Source organism: Variovorax sp. Soil_C_33, assembly GCF_057656935.1.
The window spans coordinates 448,733-464,372 of the sequence record NZ_JBDGJK010000003.1 but is presented as its reverse complement, the minus strand read 5'-3'; the positions used below and the strand labels follow the sequence as shown (position 1 = coordinate 464,372).

General features: G+C 68.0%; 19 protein-coding genes. 10 read left to right on the top strand and 9 right to left on the bottom strand.

The annotated features are described in order from the left end of the window. Window positions 1–238, bottom strand: a 238-nt coding sequence (locus AC3A6B_RS07605; RefSeq protein ID WP_487836126.1) for an iron-containing alcohol dehydrogenase, incomplete at its 3' end; no start/stop codon positions are given. A gap of 117 nt (window positions 239–355) precedes the next feature. Between AC3A6B_RS07605 and AC3A6B_RS07600 the strand changes: the two genes are divergently transcribed. Both AC3A6B_RS07600 and AC3A6B_RS07595 read left to right on the top strand, forming a co-directional pair. Continuing rightward, window positions 356–1,225, top strand: coding sequence for an intradiol ring-cleavage dioxygenase (locus AC3A6B_RS07600; RefSeq protein ID WP_487836141.1), 870 nt, complete (start codon window positions 356–358; stop codon window positions 1,223–1,225). A 52-nt stretch (window positions 1,226–1,277) separates the two neighbouring features. Next, a complete protein-coding gene (locus AC3A6B_RS07595) occupies window positions 1,278–1,838 on the top strand; it encodes an NADPH-dependent FMN reductase (RefSeq protein ID WP_487836125.1) in 561 nt (186 codons plus the stop codon). On the opposite strand, the gene AC3A6B_RS07590 is transcribed toward AC3A6B_RS07595, so the two are convergent. Continuing rightward, a complete protein-coding gene (locus AC3A6B_RS07590) occupies window positions 1,813–2,082 on the bottom strand; it encodes a hypothetical protein (protein WP_487836124.1) in 270 nt (89 codons plus the stop codon). The two genes, AC3A6B_RS07595 and AC3A6B_RS07590, sit on opposite strands and share 26 nt — an antisense overlap. 119 nt (window positions 2,083–2,201) lie before the next feature. Between AC3A6B_RS07590 and AC3A6B_RS07585 the strand changes: the two genes are divergently transcribed. Both AC3A6B_RS07585 and AC3A6B_RS07580 read left to right on the top strand, forming a co-directional pair. Then, the gene (locus AC3A6B_RS07585; RefSeq protein WP_487836123.1) at window positions 2,202–2,639 is read left to right on the top strand and encodes a DUF1810 domain-containing protein; all 438 of its coding nucleotides are present in this window, start codon (window positions 2,202–2,204) and stop codon (window positions 2,637–2,639) included. A gap of 7 nt (window positions 2,640–2,646) precedes the next feature. After that, a complete protein-coding gene (locus AC3A6B_RS07580) occupies window positions 2,647–4,251 on the top strand; it encodes a phospholipase D family protein (RefSeq protein ID WP_487836140.1) in 1,605 nt (534 codons plus the stop codon). Here AC3A6B_RS07580 and AC3A6B_RS07575 read toward each other — a convergent pair. The 5 genes from AC3A6B_RS07575 to AC3A6B_RS07555 form a co-directional block, all read right to left on the bottom strand. Then, entirely contained in the window at window positions 4,248–4,763 is a 516-nt protein-coding gene (locus tag AC3A6B_RS07575) for a murein hydrolase activator EnvC family protein (protein ID WP_487836122.1), read from the bottom strand. The genes AC3A6B_RS07580 and AC3A6B_RS07575 overlap by 4 nt on opposite strands. A 61-nt stretch (window positions 4,764–4,824) precedes the next feature. Further along, entirely contained in the window at window positions 4,825–6,615 is a 1,791-nt protein-coding gene (locus tag AC3A6B_RS07570) for an ABC transporter ATP-binding protein (protein ID WP_487836121.1), read from the bottom strand. A gap of 15 nt (window positions 6,616–6,630) precedes the next feature. Next, window positions 6,631–7,101: a CreA family protein gene (locus AC3A6B_RS07565; RefSeq protein WP_487836120.1), complete on the bottom strand. Its 471-nt coding sequence runs from the start codon at window positions 7,099–7,101 to the stop codon at window positions 6,631–6,633. Beyond that, window positions 7,098–7,649, bottom strand: coding sequence for an NUDIX hydrolase (locus tag AC3A6B_RS07560; RefSeq protein WP_487836119.1), 552 nt, complete (start codon window positions 7,647–7,649; stop codon window positions 7,098–7,100). The genes AC3A6B_RS07565 and AC3A6B_RS07560 overlap by 4 nt, the downstream gene beginning before the upstream one ends. 7 nt (window positions 7,650–7,656) lie before the next feature. After that, the gene (locus AC3A6B_RS07555) at window positions 7,657–8,358 is read right to left on the bottom strand and encodes a fumarylacetoacetate hydrolase family protein (protein ID WP_487836118.1); all 702 of its coding nucleotides are present in this window, start codon (window positions 8,356–8,358) and stop codon (window positions 7,657–7,659) included. Between the two features lie 83 nt (window positions 8,359–8,441). Between AC3A6B_RS07555 and maiA the strand changes: the two genes are divergently transcribed. Beyond that, window positions 8,442–9,080 (top strand): maleylacetoacetate isomerase, encoded by a 639-nt coding sequence (gene maiA, locus AC3A6B_RS07550; RefSeq protein ID WP_487836139.1) that lies wholly within the window; start codon window positions 8,442–8,444, stop codon window positions 9,078–9,080. 2 nt (window positions 9,081–9,082) lie between these two features. Further along, window positions 9,083–9,913 (top strand): peptidoglycan editing factor PgeF, encoded by an 831-nt coding sequence (gene pgeF, locus AC3A6B_RS07545; RefSeq protein WP_487836117.1) that lies wholly within the window; start codon window positions 9,083–9,085, stop codon window positions 9,911–9,913. On the opposite strand, the gene AC3A6B_RS07540 is transcribed toward pgeF, so the two are convergent. Next, window positions 9,845–10,141 (bottom strand): hypothetical protein, encoded by a 297-nt coding sequence (locus AC3A6B_RS07540; protein WP_487836116.1) that lies wholly within the window; start codon window positions 10,139–10,141, stop codon window positions 9,845–9,847. The two genes, pgeF and AC3A6B_RS07540, sit on opposite strands and share 69 nt — an antisense overlap. Before the next feature lie 112 nt (window positions 10,142–10,253). Here AC3A6B_RS07540 and phaC point away from each other — a divergent pair, with 112 nt between their 5' ends. The 4 genes from phaC to AC3A6B_RS07520 all read left to right on the top strand — a co-directional run bounded on the left by phaC (window position 10,254) and on the right by AC3A6B_RS07520 (window position 14,668). Continuing rightward, window positions 10,254–11,978 (top strand): class I poly(R)-hydroxyalkanoic acid synthase, encoded by a 1,725-nt coding sequence (phaC, locus tag AC3A6B_RS07535; RefSeq protein ID WP_487836115.1) that lies wholly within the window; start codon window positions 10,254–10,256, stop codon window positions 11,976–11,978. Window positions 11,979–12,019: 41 nt separating this feature from the next. Then, window positions 12,020–13,198: an acetyl-CoA C-acetyltransferase gene (locus AC3A6B_RS07530; protein WP_487836114.1), complete on the top strand. Its 1,179-nt coding sequence runs from the start codon at window positions 12,020–12,022 to the stop codon at window positions 13,196–13,198. A gap of 182 nt (window positions 13,199–13,380) precedes the next feature. Then, window positions 13,381–13,863 (top strand): aminoacyl-tRNA deacylase, encoded by a 483-nt coding sequence (locus AC3A6B_RS07525; protein WP_487836113.1) that lies wholly within the window; start codon window positions 13,381–13,383, stop codon window positions 13,861–13,863. Between the two features lie 34 nt (window positions 13,864–13,897). Continuing rightward, the gene (locus AC3A6B_RS07520) at window positions 13,898–14,668 is read left to right on the top strand and encodes a Mut7-C RNAse domain-containing protein (RefSeq protein ID WP_487836112.1); all 771 of its coding nucleotides are present in this window, start codon (window positions 13,898–13,900) and stop codon (window positions 14,666–14,668) included. Here the strand turns inward: AC3A6B_RS07520 and AC3A6B_RS07515 are convergent. Beyond that, window positions 14,610–15,545, bottom strand: coding sequence for a LysR family transcriptional regulator (locus AC3A6B_RS07515; RefSeq protein WP_487836111.1), 936 nt, complete (start codon window positions 15,543–15,545; stop codon window positions 14,610–14,612). The genes AC3A6B_RS07520 and AC3A6B_RS07515 overlap by 59 nt on opposite strands. Between the last annotated feature and the right edge of the window lie 95 nt (window positions 15,546–15,640).

Genomic DNA, 15,640 nt, shown 5'->3' with positions numbered 1-15,640 from the left:
GGGCTTCGCGCGCGGTCTCGATCGGCACGTGCATCGCGGCGCGGTCGAAGATGCCGGCGGCCTGGGCGCCCAGCAGCTCGGCCACGCGCTCGGCCTGGCCGCGCTGCTCGGGCGTGCAGAGCACCAGCGCGCGGCGCGCGCCGAGCGCATCGATCTCGCGCGCCAGGTGGGCAAGCGTTCCGGCGCCGAAGACCACGCGCTGCGGCTGGCTGGTGTAGACGAAGGCCAAGGGATTCATGCGCGGATGGTAGGGCGGATGACCCGCCTGCGAGCGCAAAACAGTTTTCCGCCGGGCGCCTTCCTCGCGTGGCGCCGCAATGCCATAGTCCGGCCCGAAACGATCAAGGAGACCCGCGTGCGCAACCTCGACGAAGACACCATCACCCAGGCCGTGCTGGCGCGTCACACGGGTGCCGCCGACCCGCGGCTGCGCGTAGTGATGACCAGCCTGGTGCAGCACCTGCATGCCTTTGCCCGCGACATCCGCTTGACGGAAGAGGAATGGTTTGCCGGCATCCGCTTCCTGACCGAAGTCGGCCACATCACCGACGACAAGCGCCAGGAGTTCATCCTGCTGTCGGACACGCTGGGGCTGTCGATGCTGGTGACGGCGCTCAACAACCGCAAGCCGCGCGAATGCACCGAGTCCACGGTGTTCGGACCCTTCCACGTCGAAGGCGCGCCCGAGTATCCGCTCGGGGCCGACGTGGCCAACGGTGCGCGCGGCGAGCCCTGCTTCGTGCGCGGCCGCGTGCTCGGGCTCGACGGCACGCCGGTGCCGAACGCCGAGCTGCAGGTCTGGCAGGCCGATGCCGACGGGCTCTACGACGTGCAGTATTCCAGCGCGCACGGCCATCGCGCCCGCGGCACCCTGCATGCCGATGCCGAGGGGCACTTCCATTTCAAGTCGATCCGTGCCGAGGCCTATCCGATCCCGCACGACGGGCCGGTCGGCCGCATGCTCGACGCACTGGGGCGCCATCCCTGGCGGCCGGCGCACCTGCACTTCATGATCACCGCGCCGGGCTTCGAGCGGCTGATCACGCACGTGTTCCGCGACGGCGACCGCTACCTCGACTCCGACGCTGTCTTCGGCGTGCGCCGCTCGCTGATCGCCGACTGGGTGGAGCACCCGCCCGGCCCGACGCCGGACGGCGGGATCAGCGAGGTGCCGTACTACACCCTCGACTTCGACTTCGTCCTGAATCCCGAGCGGTCTGCATGACGATGGATTCGCTGTTTAAATCCAGCCTCCGCAACCCACAGGAAAAAGCATCGTGAGCACATTGGATATCGTCGGTCTCTGCGGCAGCCTGCGCAGCGAATCCGTCAACCGGATGGCCCTGAACCTGGCCGCATCACTGATGCCGGACGGCATGCGCATGGAAGCCGTCGAATGGCGCGAGATTCCGCCTTTCGACGGCGACGTGCTGGCCAAGGGCTTGCCGCCGGCCGTGCAGGCGCTGCGCGAGCGCATCCGCCGCGCCGACGGCGTGCTCATCGCCACGCCCGAATACAACTTCTCGATCCCGGGCGTGTTCAAGAACATGCTCGACTGGGTGAGCCGCGGCGAGGACCAGCCCTTCGCGCACAAGCCGGTGGCCATTCTTTCGGCCTCGCCCGGCCCGGTCGGCGGCGCACGCGTCCAGTACGACCTGCGCCGCGTCATGCTGTTCATGAACGCCATGGTGCTGGCGAAGCCCGAGGTGTTCATCGGCGGCGCGGGCGCCAAGTTCGATGCAGCCGGGCAGTGCACCGACGAGACCACCCGCAAGTTCGTCGGCGACCAGATGCGCGCCTTCGACAAGTGGGTCAGTGCAGTAAGGCGCATGAGCTGACGTCGGTCGCGTCCAGCACGATGGGTGCGGAGGGCTCGGCCCGATAGCGTTCCACGGCCTTGGCCTCGATGCAGTCGAAGTAGTTCTCGCAGGTTTCCGTCAGGTCGCCGTCGCGGGTTGGAGACAGGCCGCGCAATGCGGCTTCGGAGATATGGGCAATGATGCGGGCGCCGTCGAGGCCGTCGGGATAGATGGCGAACCGGACGGTTTTCGTCTCGGCGCAATGGATGGCTTCGCAGTACATGAAAGTCTCTGGGCTCTCTTTTTCGTGTGCATGGATTTCATGCCGTTGCAAACGAAATACCTCACGGCATACTTCGCCACCGGGAGAAAGAAAGCGCCTACAGAGAGTCCCTCTTGCCGATGAACGACCCCTTCGATTTGCAACGTTTCGTCGATGCCCAGGACGCCGTGATCGACCGCGTCCGCGATGAGCTGCGCGACGGCCAGAAACGCAGCCACTGGATGTGGTTCGTCTTTCCGCAACTGGCGGGCCTCGGCCGCAGCGAGATGGCGCGGCACTACGCCATCGCATCGGTGGAGGAGGCGCGCGCCTACCTCGCGCATCCGCTGCTCGGGCCGCGCCTGCTGGAATGCAGCGCGCTGGTGCTGGCCGTGCAGGGGCGCACGGTCGGCGAAATCTTCGGCGCGCCCGACGATCTCAAGTTCTGGTCGTCGATGACGCTGTTTGGCGAGACCGATCCTTCGCAGCCGGTGTTTCGCGACTGCCTGCACAAGTATTTCGGTGGCCGGTCCGATCGGGGAACCTTGTCCCTGATCGAGAGCGGCCGTGGCGGCTGATCCTTCGATGCGGCGGGCGCAGGGCGGCTGGGGCAGGGTGGGCGCGTGGCTCGCTTGGCTCGCGCTCGCATTTCTCGTCACGGGCTGCGCCGGACTTCCTGCGATCGTCGAGCGTCCGCCGTCCTTCGCCCTGGCCGACGCGGCGGACACGCCGCTCGCGCGCATGGCCACCAAGGGCGCGCCGGACGCGCAACTGAGCGGCTTCCGGCTGCTGCCGATGCCGGCGTATTCGATGCATGCGCGCCTCGAGCTCGCGCGCCGGGCGCAACGCAGCATCGACATCCAGTACTACCTGGTGCAGAACGACGAGACCGGCCGCTACCTTCTGCGCACGCTGCGCGATGCGGCCGAGCGCGGCGTGCGCGTGCGCGTTCTCATCGACGACCTCTACACCGCGGGCGCCGACGAGCTGCTGGCCGGCCTGGGCGCCCATGCGAATGTGGAGGTGCGCCTGTTCAACCCGTTCCCGGCCGGCCGCGACCGTCTCGCCACGCGGCTCGCGGCCTCTCTGTTCGACATCGACCGCATCCATCGCCGGATGCACAACAAGCTCTTCGTCGCTGACAACGCGATGGCGGTGGTCGGCGGGCGCAACATCGCCAACGAATACTTCCTGCGCGACGCCGGATCGAACTTCATCGACATCGACACGCTGGTGACGGGCGCGGTGGTGCCGAGGCTCTCCTCGCTGTTCGACGTCTACTGGAACAGCCCCTACGTGTATCCCGTCCAGTCGCTGGCGGCCGTCGGCGGCTCGCTGCGGCAACTGCGCGAGCGCTTCGAGGAGATGACCTGGGACGCCGCCATCTGGATGCCCTCGGCGCCGATCGAGCGCGACCTGCTGGGCTACCGCGCGCTGGGGGAAGACTTCGAGGAGGGCGAGCTCTCGCTGATCTGGGCGCGGGCCGAGGCCTACGCCGACGCGCCGCACAAGGCGCTGGGTCCGCGCGAGGACCGGCCGCGCGTGACGGCCGATGCGCCCGAGGGCGTGCTCTACAACGTGCGGCGGCTGGTCCGCTCGGCCGAGCGCGAAGCGCTGATCACCACGCCCTACCTGATCCCGGGCCGCGGCGGCATGGAGTCGGTGCGCCTGCTGCGCGAACGCGGCGTGCGCTTCACGCTCGTCACCAACTCGCTCGCGGCCACCGACGAATCGCTGGTGCACCTGGGCTACCGCCGCTACCGGCCCGAACTGGTGAAGCTCGGCGTGGAGCTCTTCGAACTGAGCCCGAAGCGGGTCGAGCAGACCAAGCGCTTCGGCGTCTTCGGCTCGGCCGCCGGGCGCCTGCACGGCAAGTCGGCGGTGGTCGACGGCAAGGCGGTGTTCCTGGGCTCGCTCAATTTCGACCCGCGTTCCGATCTGCACAACACCGAGCTCGGCCTGTTCATCTACAGCCCGCAGATTGCGGCGCAGCTCACCAGCCTGATCGGCTTCATCACCATGGACGCGGCCTACCGCGTTCGCATGGATCCTAAGGGACACATCGAATGGGTGAGCCCGTCGGAAGACGGCGGCCCCGACCTCGTGCTGCACGAGGAGCCCGAAACCGACTTCGGCTCGCGCCTGAAACTGGAGTTCTTCGCGCCGCTGGTGCCGGAGAGCCTGCTCTAGGGCATCGCGCGGCCGCTGAGGTAGGGCTCGGGGTCGACCGCCACGCCCTGCTTGCGGATCTCGAAATGCAGCTTCACGCGCTCGGCGCCGCTCATGCCCATCTCGGCGATCTTCTGGCCCTGGCGCACCACGTCCTTCTCTTTCACCAGGATGTTCTGCGCATGCGCGTAGGCCGTGAGGTAGGTTTCGTTGTGCTTGACGATCACCATGTTGCCGTAGCCGCGCAGTTCGCTGCCGACATAGACGACGCGGCCGTCGGCGGAGGCGAGCACTGCATCGCCCATGCTGCCGGCGATGTCCAGTCCCTTGTTGCGCTTGCCGTCGAAGCGCGAGAGCGTGGGGCCCGCCGCAGGGCGGATGAAGGCGGCCTGGGCTTGCGGTGCCGGGTTGCTGGGAATGACGGTGGTCTGGCCGGGGCGCTGCGGGGGCAGCGGCGTCGTCGAACAGGCCATCAGGCTGGCAACTGCGGCGGCGACAACGCCGGTGCGGAGAGCAAGGGTCTTTACGTGCATGGCGTTTCTTGGAACGGAATCGGTGCAAAGGGTTCCATCGGGATTCGGCCGAGGCGCGTTTTTAGCACGGCGAGCGAGGCGAAGGGACCGCCAGCGCCTGGAGCGAAGGCTGGCGCGCCAGCACCGCCGCGCGCGCGCCGGCATCGACGATGCGGCCGGCTTCCATCAGCACGACGGTGTCGAAGCGCTCGAGCAGGCTCAGCCGATGGACCGATGCGATCACGCAGGCATCGGGAAAAGCCGCCGCGATGCGCTCCAGCACGCGGCCTTCGGTGCCGGCATCCAGCGCGCTGGTCGGCTCGTCGAGCAGCAGCAGCGAACTGCCCTTCGCGGCCAGCACGCCGCGCGCTAGGCACAGGCGCTGCCGCTGCCCGCCCGAGAGATTGAAGCCGCGCTCGGACAAGGGCGTGTCCAGATCGCCGCGCGTGGCCGCGAGCACTTCGTCGAAGGTGCTGGCATGCAGCGCGGCCCGGATCGCATCGTCATCGAGCGGCTGACCGAAGCCCAGGTTCTCGCGCACGCTGGCCTCGAACACCTCGGTCTCCTGCGGAATGAGTGTCGCGATGCTGCGCAGCCGCGGCCAGTCCGTGCGCTCGCCGTCGATCGCCAGCGTGCCGCCCTGTGGCGCATAGAGCCCAGCCAGCACGCGCAGCAGCGTGCTCTTGCCGCCGCCGCTCGGCCCCACGAGCGCGATGCGCTGGCCGCGCTGCAGCGGGAGCGCGACTTCGTGCAGCCCGCTCGGCACATGATCGGTGACCGCTTCGTTGTCGCGCGGCCGGTAGTTCCAGACCAGTCCCTCGACCTGCAGCGCGGCCCAGGCCGCATCGCGATCGATACGCTCCTGCGCCAGGTCGTCCGCGCGCGACGGCGCCTGCCAGATCGGCGCCGCGCTGCCGTAGTCGGTGTGCATGCGCGCGAAGAAGCTGAAGTTGGCCGCCATCGAGCTCACGACGCTGGCGGCCTGCTGCGCATACTGGTAGATCATGAACACCGCGCCCAGCATCACGGCCTGGCCCGGCGTGCGCGACTGCCAGACGTAGACCACGACCAGGCCCCAGGTCAGCGCCAGCCCCATCACGTCGACCGAGAACCACTTGCCCTCGTTGAGCACCACCGTGCGCTTGAGCGGGGCCGAGATCGCCGCCATGCGCCGGCGCAGCAACAGGCGCGAGGCGGCCGAGAGCCGCAAGCCGATCACCGTCGAGGCATTGGCCAGGAAGTCGAGCAGCGCGGCGACATAGCGGCGGTCGGCGTCGTTCTCGGTGCGGGCCAGCCGCATCAGCGCGCGGTCGAAGCGCACGATCACGATCGCGATCACCACGTAACCCGTGATCGCCATCGCGCCGCTGGTGCGCGACAGCAGCGTCAGCGCGATCAAGGGACCGATGAAGTTGACGATGTTCGTGAGATAGATGAACTGGTTCTGCGCGAAGTCCGACAGGGCCCGGCTCGCCTGGTGCACACGGTGCTGCAGCTCGCCCGAGTGGTGGCCGTCATGCCAGGCGAGCGGCGCGGCGGCGATGCGCGCATAGAGCGCATCGGCCAGCGCCTCGCGCACGCGCAGGCCCACGTTGCGCTCGAGGATGCGTCCCGGGCCGTGGATCACCCACGACAGCACGTAGATCCCCGCCAGCGCCGCGATCCAGCGGCCGGAGCGCGCGATGTCGCCGGTCTGCAGCGCATTGATGGCCTGCGCCGCGAGCCATGGCATCGTGAGCCGCAGCAGCTGGGAGCCGGTGAGCAGCGCGGTCGCGCCGAGCAGCTGAGCGCGCTTGCCCTCGGCATGGCGCCACAGCGCGCCGTAGAGCTCGCCCATGGCGCCCATCGCATGGCCCGGTGCAGCTGCGCTCATGCCGCCGGCGGCCCCTTACTTGAGCGGGATCGGCGTGCCCCGGTCGATCGGCACCGCGGTCACGCTGTTTTTCGGCGAACCGTCGATCAGCAGGTCGGAATAGGTGAGGTAGACCAGGGTGTTGCGCGCCGGATCGACCATGCGCACCACGCGCAGCCGCTTGAAGAGGATCGACAGCCGCTCGCTGTAGACCTCCTCGCGCTTCGGCAAAGGCTGGGTCACGCGCACCGGACCGACCTGGCGGCAGGCGATGGAAGCCTCGGACTTGTCCTCGGCCAGGCCGAAGGCGCCCGAGAGCCCGCCGGTCTTGGCGCGCGAGACATAGCAGGTCACGCCGCTGACCTTGGGGTCGTCGTAGGCCTCGACCACGATCTTGTGGTCCGGCCCGATCAGCTTGAAGGCGGTGTCGACCTCGCCGACCGGTTCGGCCAGCGCGCTCGCGGCCAGCGCGGCGCAGCACGACAGCGCGAGAAAATATTGCTTCATACGATGTCGAGCGTGTGGACGCGGTCGAAGCTGCCGCGCCGGCGGTCTTCGAAATAGTGTTCGAGCGCCGCGCGAACGGTGCGGAAGGCGATCTCTTCCCAGGGAATTTCTTCCTCGGTGAAGAGCTTGGCCTCGAGGGTTTCGTGGCCCGGATCGAAGCGGTCGCTCAGGAGCCGCGCGCGATAGAAGAGATGCACCTGGCCCACGCGCACCACGCTCATCACCGCGAACAGGCCCTCCATCTCGTACTCGGCGCCGGCTTCCTCGTCGGTCTCGCGCGCCGCGCCCTGCTCGGTGGTTTCGCCGAGTTCCATGAAGCCGGCCGGCAGCGTCCACTTGCCCCAGCGCGGCTCGATGTTGCGCTTGCACAGCAGCACGCGTTCGCCCAGCACGGGGATGGTGCCGACCACGTTCAGCGGGTTCTCGTAGTGGACCGTATGGCAGGCCGGACAGATGGCACGCTCCTTGGTGTCGCCGTCGTCGGGCAGGCGGTAGACCACCGCGGTCCCGCAGTTCTTGCAATGCTTGATGGGGACGCGGAGCAGCATCGATGGATCAGACCACTTTGACGGTGAGTGTCGGCAGGCCCGTGATCTCGCCGACCATCGTGTCGCCGGCCACCACCGCGGCCACGCCTTCGGGCGTGCCGGTGAAGATCAGGTCGCCGGGCGCGAGCTCCCAGGCGGCCGACAGATGCTCGATGGTCTCGGCGATGCTCCAGATCAGCTTGCTCACGTTGCTGCGTTGGCGGTCCTTGCCGCCGACCTGCACCGAGATCTCGGCCTTCTCGACATCGCCGGCCTGCGCCACCGGGACGATCGGGCCGATCGGCGCGCTCTGCTCGAAGCTCTTGCCGATGTCCCACGGGCGGCCCTGCTTCTTCATCTCGCCCTGCAGGTCGCGGCGCGTCATGTCCAGGCCGACCGCGTAGCCGAAGATGTGCTTGTGCGCATCGGCGGCCTTGATGTTTTTCCCGCCCGTGCCAATGGCCGCGACCAGCTCGATCTCGTGGTGCAGGTTCTTGGTGAGCGTGGGGTAGGCCATGGTGCCGGTCTCGCCGGCAGGGACGACCACCACGGCATCGGCCGGCTTCATGAAGAAGAAGGGCGGCTCGCGGCCGGTGAAGCCCATCTCCTTGGCGTGTTCTTCGTAGTTGCGGCCCACGCAGTAGATGCGGTGCACGGGGAAGCGGGCGGCCTGGCCGACCACGGGAATGGAGACCGCCGGCGGCGCGGCGACGACGTATTCGGAAGCCATGGGAAATCGTCCTTTTCAGCGAAAACGGCAGTGTGCCAGAGGGCTGGGCGTGCTGTCCGGCCGGGGCTATGCTTCACACCATGATGAAGCTCCACAACTACTTCCGCTCCTCGGCTTCGTTCCGGGTGCGCATCGCGCTCAACCTCAAGGGCCTCGACTACGACTACATCCCGGTGCACATCGCGCGCGGCGATCACAAGACCGGGCCTTTCTCCGCCATCTCGCCCGACATGCTGGTGCCGCTGCTCGAGGACGAGGGCGAGCGCTTCACGCAGTCGATGGCGATCATCGAATACCTCGACGAAGTGCATCCCGAACCGGCGCTGCTGCCGCGCGATCCGGTGGGCCGCGCGCGCGTGCGGGCGCTGGCGCAGTCGATCTCCTGCGAGATCCATCCGCTCAACAACCTGCGCGTGCTCAAGTACCTGGTGCGCGAGCTCAAGCTCGACGAGGCGGCCAAGAACGCGTGGTATCGCCACTGGGTGCGCGAAGGCATGCTGGCCTTCGAACGCCAGCTCGCGCAGCATCCCGCCGGCCTCTATTGCTGGGGCGACACGCCCACCTTGGCCGACTGCTGCCTGGTGCCTCAGATCTTCAACGGCCAGCGCTTCGACTGCGACTTCAGCGGCTTGCCTCGCACCATGGCGGCCTTCGAGGCCTGCATGCAGCTCGATGCCTTCCAGCGCGCGCAGCCCTCGCGCTGCCCCGACGCAGAAGCATAGAAATGTCTGCCCCCCGGCTCGCCGCTGCGTGTGCTTCGCCACCCCCCGAGGGGGAGGCGCGGCCGCCTTGGGGCGGTCCGGCGGCGGCCGTCATCTCCGACCTGCTGGTTCCCGACTGGCCGGCGCCGCCGGGCGTGCATGCGCTGTGCACCACGCGCCGAGGCGGAGTCTCCGGCGGCAACTACCGCGGACTGAACCTCGGGGACCATGTCGGCGATGTACCGGCCGATGTGGCGGCCAACCGGGCGCTTCTTCGCCAGGCCATCGGCGCGCGGCCCGTGTTTCTCCAGCAGGTGCACGGCACGGCGCTGCTACCGCTCAATGCGTTCACGCCGGATGGCGAGGCCGCGGATGCCTGCACCACCACTGCCAGCGGCGTGGTTTGCACGATCATGGTTGCCGATTGCCTGCCAGTGCTGCTCACCGACGAAGAAGGCCGGCGCGTCGCGGCCGCGCACGCGGGCTGGCGCGGCCTGGCGGCAGGCGTGCTCGAGCGGACGGTGCAGGGCTTCGGTACGGACGACCGGCTCATGGCCTGGCTCGGCCCCTGCATCGGTCCCGATGCCTTCGAGGTCGGCGATGAGGTCAAGGCGGCCTTCGAAGCCGGCGCCCCTGATGCTGCTCGATGCTTCAAGCCCGCTGCGCAAGCCGGCAAGTGGCTGGCCGACCTGGCCGGCCTGGCCCGTCTTCGCCTGCGCGCGGCCGGCGTGACGCAGCTTCACGGCAACGACAGCAGCGAAGCCTGGTGCACGGTGCACAACCCGTTACTCTTTTTCTCGCACCGGCGGGACCGCGTCAGCGGGCGTTTCGCGGCCTGCATCTGGCGCGACTGAAGCGCTTGCGCCAGCCCGCATCGCGGCTTCGCGTTCGGCCGCTTCGCGCTCGCGCAGCGCCCGCCGCCGTGCCGGCGTGGTCATCAGGTAAACCACCAGTGCCACCGGCGCCAGGCCGTAGAGTAGAAAGGTGAAGACCGCGCCGAGCACCGTGCCGGTGGTGTTGGTGGCTTCTGCGACCGCCATCATCAGGGCGACATACAGCCAGGCGATGACGACGAGGTGCATAGGCGATGTTTTCAGGAAGGTATAGCGGGGCTTGCTGGTCGGGCCCCTGCGAATGCAGCATACTCAAAACTCGTTGCCATGAGGCGAGTCAGGCGAGGAACCAGGAGACGTCATGAGACCAGAACAACAGGCCGCGGCAGCCGATAGTTTCGCGCCCTTCCAGCAGGCGCTGACCCAAGGGTGGGAGAAGGCGCTCGAATCCTTCCAGTCGCTCGGCACCGGCGGCAATGCCGGCGCCCCGTGGGAGATGCCGAAGTTCTCGCTGTCCACCGAGAAACTGCAGCAGCTGCAGCAGCAGTACGTCGAAGAGGCCACCGAGCTATGGCGCCAGGACCTCGCGGCGCGCGCCGGCGGCGACAGGCGCTTTGCCGGCGAGGCCTGGGGCAGCAATCCGTTCTCGGCTTTTTCGGCGGCGATCTACCTGCTCAATACGCGCACGCTGCTCGGCATGGCCGAGGCCGTCGAAGCCGACGAGAAAACCCGCTCGCGCCTTCGCTTCGCTGTCGAGCAATGGACGGCCGCCTCGGCGCCCAGCAACTACTTCGCCTTCAACGCCGAGGCGCTGAAGAAAGCCCTCGACACGCAGGGCGAGAGCATCGCCCGCGGCATCCGGAACCTGCTTCACGACGTGCAGCAGGGCCACCTGAGCATGACCGACGAAAGCGCCTTCGAGGTCGGCCGCAACGTCGCGACCACCGAAGGCGCCGTGGTGTTCGAGAACGAGCTGTTCCAGCTGCTCGAATACAAGCCGCTGACGCCCAAGGTCTACGAGCGGCCGCTACTCCTGGTGCCGCCTTGCATCAACAAGTTCTACATCCTCGACCTGCAGCCCGAGAACTCGCTGATCCGCTATGCGGTGGAGCAGGGCCACCGCGTGTTCGTGGTGAGCTGGCGCAATCCCGATGCCTCGATGGCCCACTACACCTGGGACCAGTACATCGAGGATGCCGCGATCAAGGCGATCCAGGTCACGCGCGAGATCACGGGCCAGGACAAGAAGGGCGGGCAGATCGACACGCTCGGCTTCTGCGTCGGCGGCACCATTCTCTCGACCGCACTGGCCGTGCTGGCGGCGCGCGGCGAGCAGCCGGCCGCGTCGGTGACGCTGCTGACCACCTTGCTGGACTTCGTCGACACCGGCGTGCTCGACATCTTCATCGACGAGGCCTTCGTCCAGTTCCGCGAGATGCAGATGGGCCAGGGCGGCCTGCTGGCGGGCGGCGAACTCGCATCGACCTTCAGCTTCCTGAGGCCCAACGACCTGGTGTGGAACTACGTGGTCGGCAACTACCTGAAGGGCGAAACCCCGCCGCCCTTCGACCTGCTCTACTGGAACAGCGACGCCACCAACCTGCCGGGACCGATGTACTGCTGGTACCTGCGCAACACCTACCACGAGAACAAGCTGGCCCGGCCCGGCGCGCTCACCGTGGCCGGCGAGAAGATCGACCTCGGCCGCATCGAGGCGCCGGTCTACATCTACGGTTCGCGCGAAGACCACATCGTGCCGATCGGCGGCGCCTACGCCTCGACGCAGGTGCTCGCGGGCAAGAAGCGCTTCGTGATGGGCGCCTCGGGCCACATCGCCGGCGTGATCAACCCGCCGGTCAAGAAGAAGCGCAGCCACTGGATCCGCGCCGACGGCAAGCTGCCGAAGACCCAGGCAGAGTGGCTGGCCGGCGCGACGGAGCATCCCGGCAGCTGGTGGACGGACTGGTCCGCCTGGCTCAAGACCCATGCGGGCAAGCAGATCCCTGCCCCCAAGACCTACGGCAAGGGCAGCGCCTACAAGGCGATCGAGCCCGCGCCGGGCCGCTACGTCAAGGCGCGAGCCTGACCCTTCACCCCTTTTTCAATCGAAGACTCGGAGAGCACACCATGGAAGACATCGTCATCGTTTCAGCCGCACGTACCGCTGTCGGCAAGTTCGGCGGATCGCTGGCCGGCATTCCGGCCACCGAGCTCGGCGCCATCGTCATCAAAGAGGTGCTGGCGCGCGCCAAGGTCGGCAGCGACCAGATCGGCGAAGTCATCATGGGCCAGGTGCTGGCCGCCGGTGCGGGCCAGAACCCGGCGCGCCAGGCGCTGCTGAAGAGCGGCATTACCAAGGAAACGCCCGCGCTCACCATCAACGCCGTGTGCGGCTCGGGCCTCAAGGCCGTGATGCTGGCCGCGCAGGCGGTGGCCACCGGCGACAGCGAGATCGTCGTCGCGGGCGGGCAGGAGAGCATGAGCCTCGCGCCACACGTGCTGCCCAACTCGCGCAACGGCCAGCGCATGGGCGACTGGAAGCTGGTCGACACCATGATCGTGGACGGCCTGTGGGACGTCTACAACCAGTACCACATGGGCATCACGGCCGAGAACGTGGCCAAGAAGTACGACATCAGCCGCGCCGCGCAGGACGAGCTCGCGCTCGGCAGCCAGACCAAGGCCGCCGCCGCGCAGGATGCCGGCAAGTTCAAGGACGAGATCGTTGCCGTCAACATCCCGCAGAAGAAGGGCGACCCGGTGGTCTTCAACCAGGACGAGTTCATCAACCGCAAGACCAGCGCCGAGGGCCTGGCCGGCCTGCGCCCGGCCTTCGACAAGGCCGGCGGCGTGACCGCGGGCAATGCCTCGGGCCTGAACGACGGCGCCGCCGCCGTGCTGGTGATGACCGCCAAGAAAGCGGCCGCGTTGGGCCTGAAGCCGCTCGGCCGCATCGCCAGCTATGCGAGCACCGGCCTCGACCCGGCCTTCATGGGCATGGGCCCGGTGCCGGCCTCGCAGAAGGCGCTGCAGCGCGCCGGCTGGAAGCCGCAGGATCTCGACCTGCTCGAGATCAACGAAGCCTTCGCCGCGCAGGCCTGTGCCGTTCACCGCGAGATGGGCTGGGACGTGAACAAGGTCAACGTGAACGGCGGCGCCATCGCCATCGGCCATCCGATCGGCGCCTCCGGCTGCCGTATCCTGGTGACGCTGCTGCACGAGATGGAGCGCCAGAACGCGAAGAAGGGCATCGCGTCGCTGTGCATCGGCGGCGGCATGGGGGTGGCGCTGACCATCGAGCGCTGAAGCCTTCGCCTCGCTCATTGAAAAAAGCGCCGCGACATGCGGTGCTTTTTCTTTGGGCTTCAGGGGCGGGGGGCGGTACTTGCGATCCGCTGACGCCGGGAGCAAACTGAAAAAACGGCAGGGCTGAGCAGCCGAGCCGCTGTTCAGCCAGAGAGCCCGTGGCTTCGCACAAGGAGCATGCCATGTCCATTCCTTCGCATCTGTCCGACTATCTCGACCAACGCGGCACACGGTACGAGATCTGCACGCATGGGCACAGCCGCAGCAGCGCGGAGACGGCCCGCAGCGCCCATGTTCCTGCCGGCCAACTGGCCAAATCGGTCATCCTCGAGGACGAAACCGGCTGCGTAATGGCCGTCGTTCCCGCCGACAAGATGGTCATGCTGGGCGAGTTCTCCCGCCTGCTCGGCCGCCACAGGCTGAGGCTGGCCGACGAAGCCCGCGTCGCGGCGCTGTTCGGGGACTGCGAACCCGGCGCGATACCGCCGGTCGGCATGGCCTGGGGCATCGAGACCATCGTCGACGACGAACTCGAAACGAGCGACGTCGTCTACATGGAAGGCGGCGATCACGAGCGGCTGCTGCGCATGTCGCGCGAGCAGTTTCACGAGCTGATGCGCGCCCAGCCGCACGGGAAGTTCTGCAAGTTCCCGACGGAACACTGAGGGCGATGTCGGACTCGGTCGTTTGCCGGCGGCAATGGTCACGGCGACCTTCCGGTTCTACGAGGAACTGAACGACTTTCTGCCACGCGAGCGGCGCGGGCGCGAGTTCTCCTGCGCGTGTGCGCGGGCGGCGACCGCCAAGCACATGATCGAGGCGCTCGGTGTGCCGCACACCGAGGTCGAGCTGGTGCTGGTCAACGGCGAATCGGCCGGATTCGGGGTGTTGCTGAACGATGGCGATCGGGTCGCCGTATTCCCGAAGTTCGAAGCGCTCGATGTCACGCCGCTGCTGCGCGTTCGCGGGCATGCGCTGCGCGTCACGCGCTTCGTCGCCGATGCGCACCTGGGCGGGCTCGCCCACCTGCTGCGCATGACCGGCTTCGACACCCTCTACGACAACCATTTTCGCGACGAAGAGATCGAGCGCATCGCAGTGGCGCAGGGGCGCATCGTGCTGACGCGGGATCGGGAGCTGCTCAAGCGCCGCGGGATCACGCATGGCTGCTATGTGCACGCCTTGCGATCGGCCGAGCAGTTGCGCGAGATCTTCGATCGCCTCGACCTGGCGCGCAGCGCGCAGCCGTTCACGCGATGCCTGAACTGCAACACGCCCTTGCACGGGATCGACAAGGCGCTGGTCGCAGCGACGCTGCCGCCGGGGGTGCGCGAGCGCTATCAGCGCTTCAGCGCCTGCGATGGTTGCCGCCGCGTGTTCTGGGAGGGTTCGCACTGGCAGCGCATGCGCGTCATGGTGGATGCGTTGCGCCACCCTTCGGGGCCAGTTCCGCCGTCAGAAAGTCGATGAAGGCCCGCACGCGCAGCGGCGTGTGGCGGCGATCGGGGTAGATCAGCGAGAAGGGGCGCGAGCGGCCACCGGCTTCGGGCAGCAACTGCTGCAGATGCCCTTGATTCAAGTCGTCCTGCACGATGTAGAGGTAGGTCTGCAGGAGCCCGGCGCCATGGCGCGCCAGCGTCACCATGCCCATGTAGTCGTCGGTACAGCTGTAGCTGACGGGCGTCTCAAGCTCGATGTCCTGTCCGTCGCGCCTGAAGAGCCAGGGCACCGGCTGTCCGGTGCTGGGCAACACGAACTGGATGCACTCGTGCGCCGCCAGCGCCTCCAGCGAATCCGGCCGGCCCGCGCGAGCGAGGTAGGCTGGCGCGGCCACCAGCACCAGCTCGGCATCTTCGAGCTTGCGCGCGATGAGGCCGGAGTCCGGCGGCGCGCGTCCCCGGATCGCGAGGTCGAAGCCTTCGCCGGTGAAGTCGATATTGCGGTTGCTCAGGTGCAGCTCGATCCGCACCTTCGGAAAGCGCGCCCGAAAGCGCGGCAGCAGGGGCAGCACGCGGTAGTGGCCATAGGGCGAGGCGACGCTGAGGCGCAGCACCCCGGCCGGGGCCTGCTGCTCGCCGGTGAGCTGGCTCTCGGCATCGCGCATCAGGCTCAGCGCCTGGCGGCACTGCTCGTAGTAGGCGCGGCCGCCGTCGGTCAGATGAATCCGGCGGGTGGTGCGCACGAACAGGCGCACCCCCATGCGCGCCTCCAGCCGCGCGACGGAGCGGCTGACGGCCGCGGGGCTGAGGCCGGCCGCTTGCGCGGCGGCGGTGAAGCTTTCCAGCTCGGCGGCAAGGCAGAACAGCTCCAGGCTGCCGAGCATCAGATCGTCGAATCGGCGGCTCATACTTGTTCCATGGGGTAACTTATGAAGTGACAGTCTATGTCTTCATCCACTCCGGGCGCATCAATACCATCACGACATGCCCTCAAACCCGGCGC

What these genes read in the sequence shown, in the direction of transcription:
- AC3A6B_RS07590 (WP_487836124.1), bottom strand. Translation starts at nt 2,082, where the DNA reads ATGTACTGCGAAGCCATCCATTGCGCCGAGACGAAAACCGTCCGGTTC.
- AC3A6B_RS07585 (WP_487836123.1), top strand. Translation starts at nt 2,202, where the DNA reads ATGAACGACCCCTTCGATTTGCAACGTTTCGTCGATGCCCAGGACGCC.
- AC3A6B_RS07580 (WP_487836140.1), top strand. Translation starts at nt 2,647, where the DNA reads ATGCGGCGGGCGCAGGGCGGCTGGGGCAGGGTGGGCGCGTGGCTCGCT.
- AC3A6B_RS07575 (WP_487836122.1), bottom strand. Translation starts at nt 4,763, where the DNA reads ATGCACGTAAAGACCCTTGCTCTCCGCACCGGCGTTGTCGCCGCCGCA.
- AC3A6B_RS07570 (WP_487836121.1), bottom strand. Translation starts at nt 6,615, where the DNA reads ATGAGCGCAGCTGCACCGGGCCATGCGATGGGCGCCATGGGCGAGCTC.
- AC3A6B_RS07565 (WP_487836120.1), bottom strand. Translation starts at nt 7,101, where the DNA reads ATGAAGCAATATTTTCTCGCGCTGTCGTGCTGCGCCGCGCTGGCCGCG.
- AC3A6B_RS07560 (WP_487836119.1), bottom strand. Translation starts at nt 7,649, where the DNA reads ATGCTGCTCCGCGTCCCCATCAAGCATTGCAAGAACTGCGGGACCGCG.
- AC3A6B_RS07555 (WP_487836118.1), bottom strand. Translation starts at nt 8,358, where the DNA reads ATGGCTTCCGAATACGTCGTCGCCGCGCCGCCGGCGGTCTCCATTCCC.
- maiA (WP_487836139.1), top strand. Translation starts at nt 8,442, where the DNA reads ATGAAGCTCCACAACTACTTCCGCTCCTCGGCTTCGTTCCGGGTGCGC.
- pgeF (WP_487836117.1), top strand. Translation starts at nt 9,083, where the DNA reads ATGTCTGCCCCCCGGCTCGCCGCTGCGTGTGCTTCGCCACCCCCCGAG.
- AC3A6B_RS07540 (WP_487836116.1), bottom strand. Translation starts at nt 10,141, where the DNA reads ATGCACCTCGTCGTCATCGCCTGGCTGTATGTCGCCCTGATGATGGCG.
- phaC (WP_487836115.1), top strand. Translation starts at nt 10,254, where the DNA reads ATGAGACCAGAACAACAGGCCGCGGCAGCCGATAGTTTCGCGCCCTTC.
- AC3A6B_RS07530 (WP_487836114.1), top strand. Translation starts at nt 12,020, where the DNA reads ATGGAAGACATCGTCATCGTTTCAGCCGCACGTACCGCTGTCGGCAAG.
- AC3A6B_RS07525 (WP_487836113.1), top strand. Translation starts at nt 13,381, where the DNA reads ATGTCCATTCCTTCGCATCTGTCCGACTATCTCGACCAACGCGGCACA.
- AC3A6B_RS07520 (WP_487836112.1), top strand. Translation starts at nt 13,898, where the DNA reads ATGGTCACGGCGACCTTCCGGTTCTACGAGGAACTGAACGACTTTCTG.
- AC3A6B_RS07515 (WP_487836111.1), bottom strand. Translation starts at nt 15,545, where the DNA reads ATGAGCCGCCGATTCGACGATCTGATGCTCGGCAGCCTGGAGCTGTTC.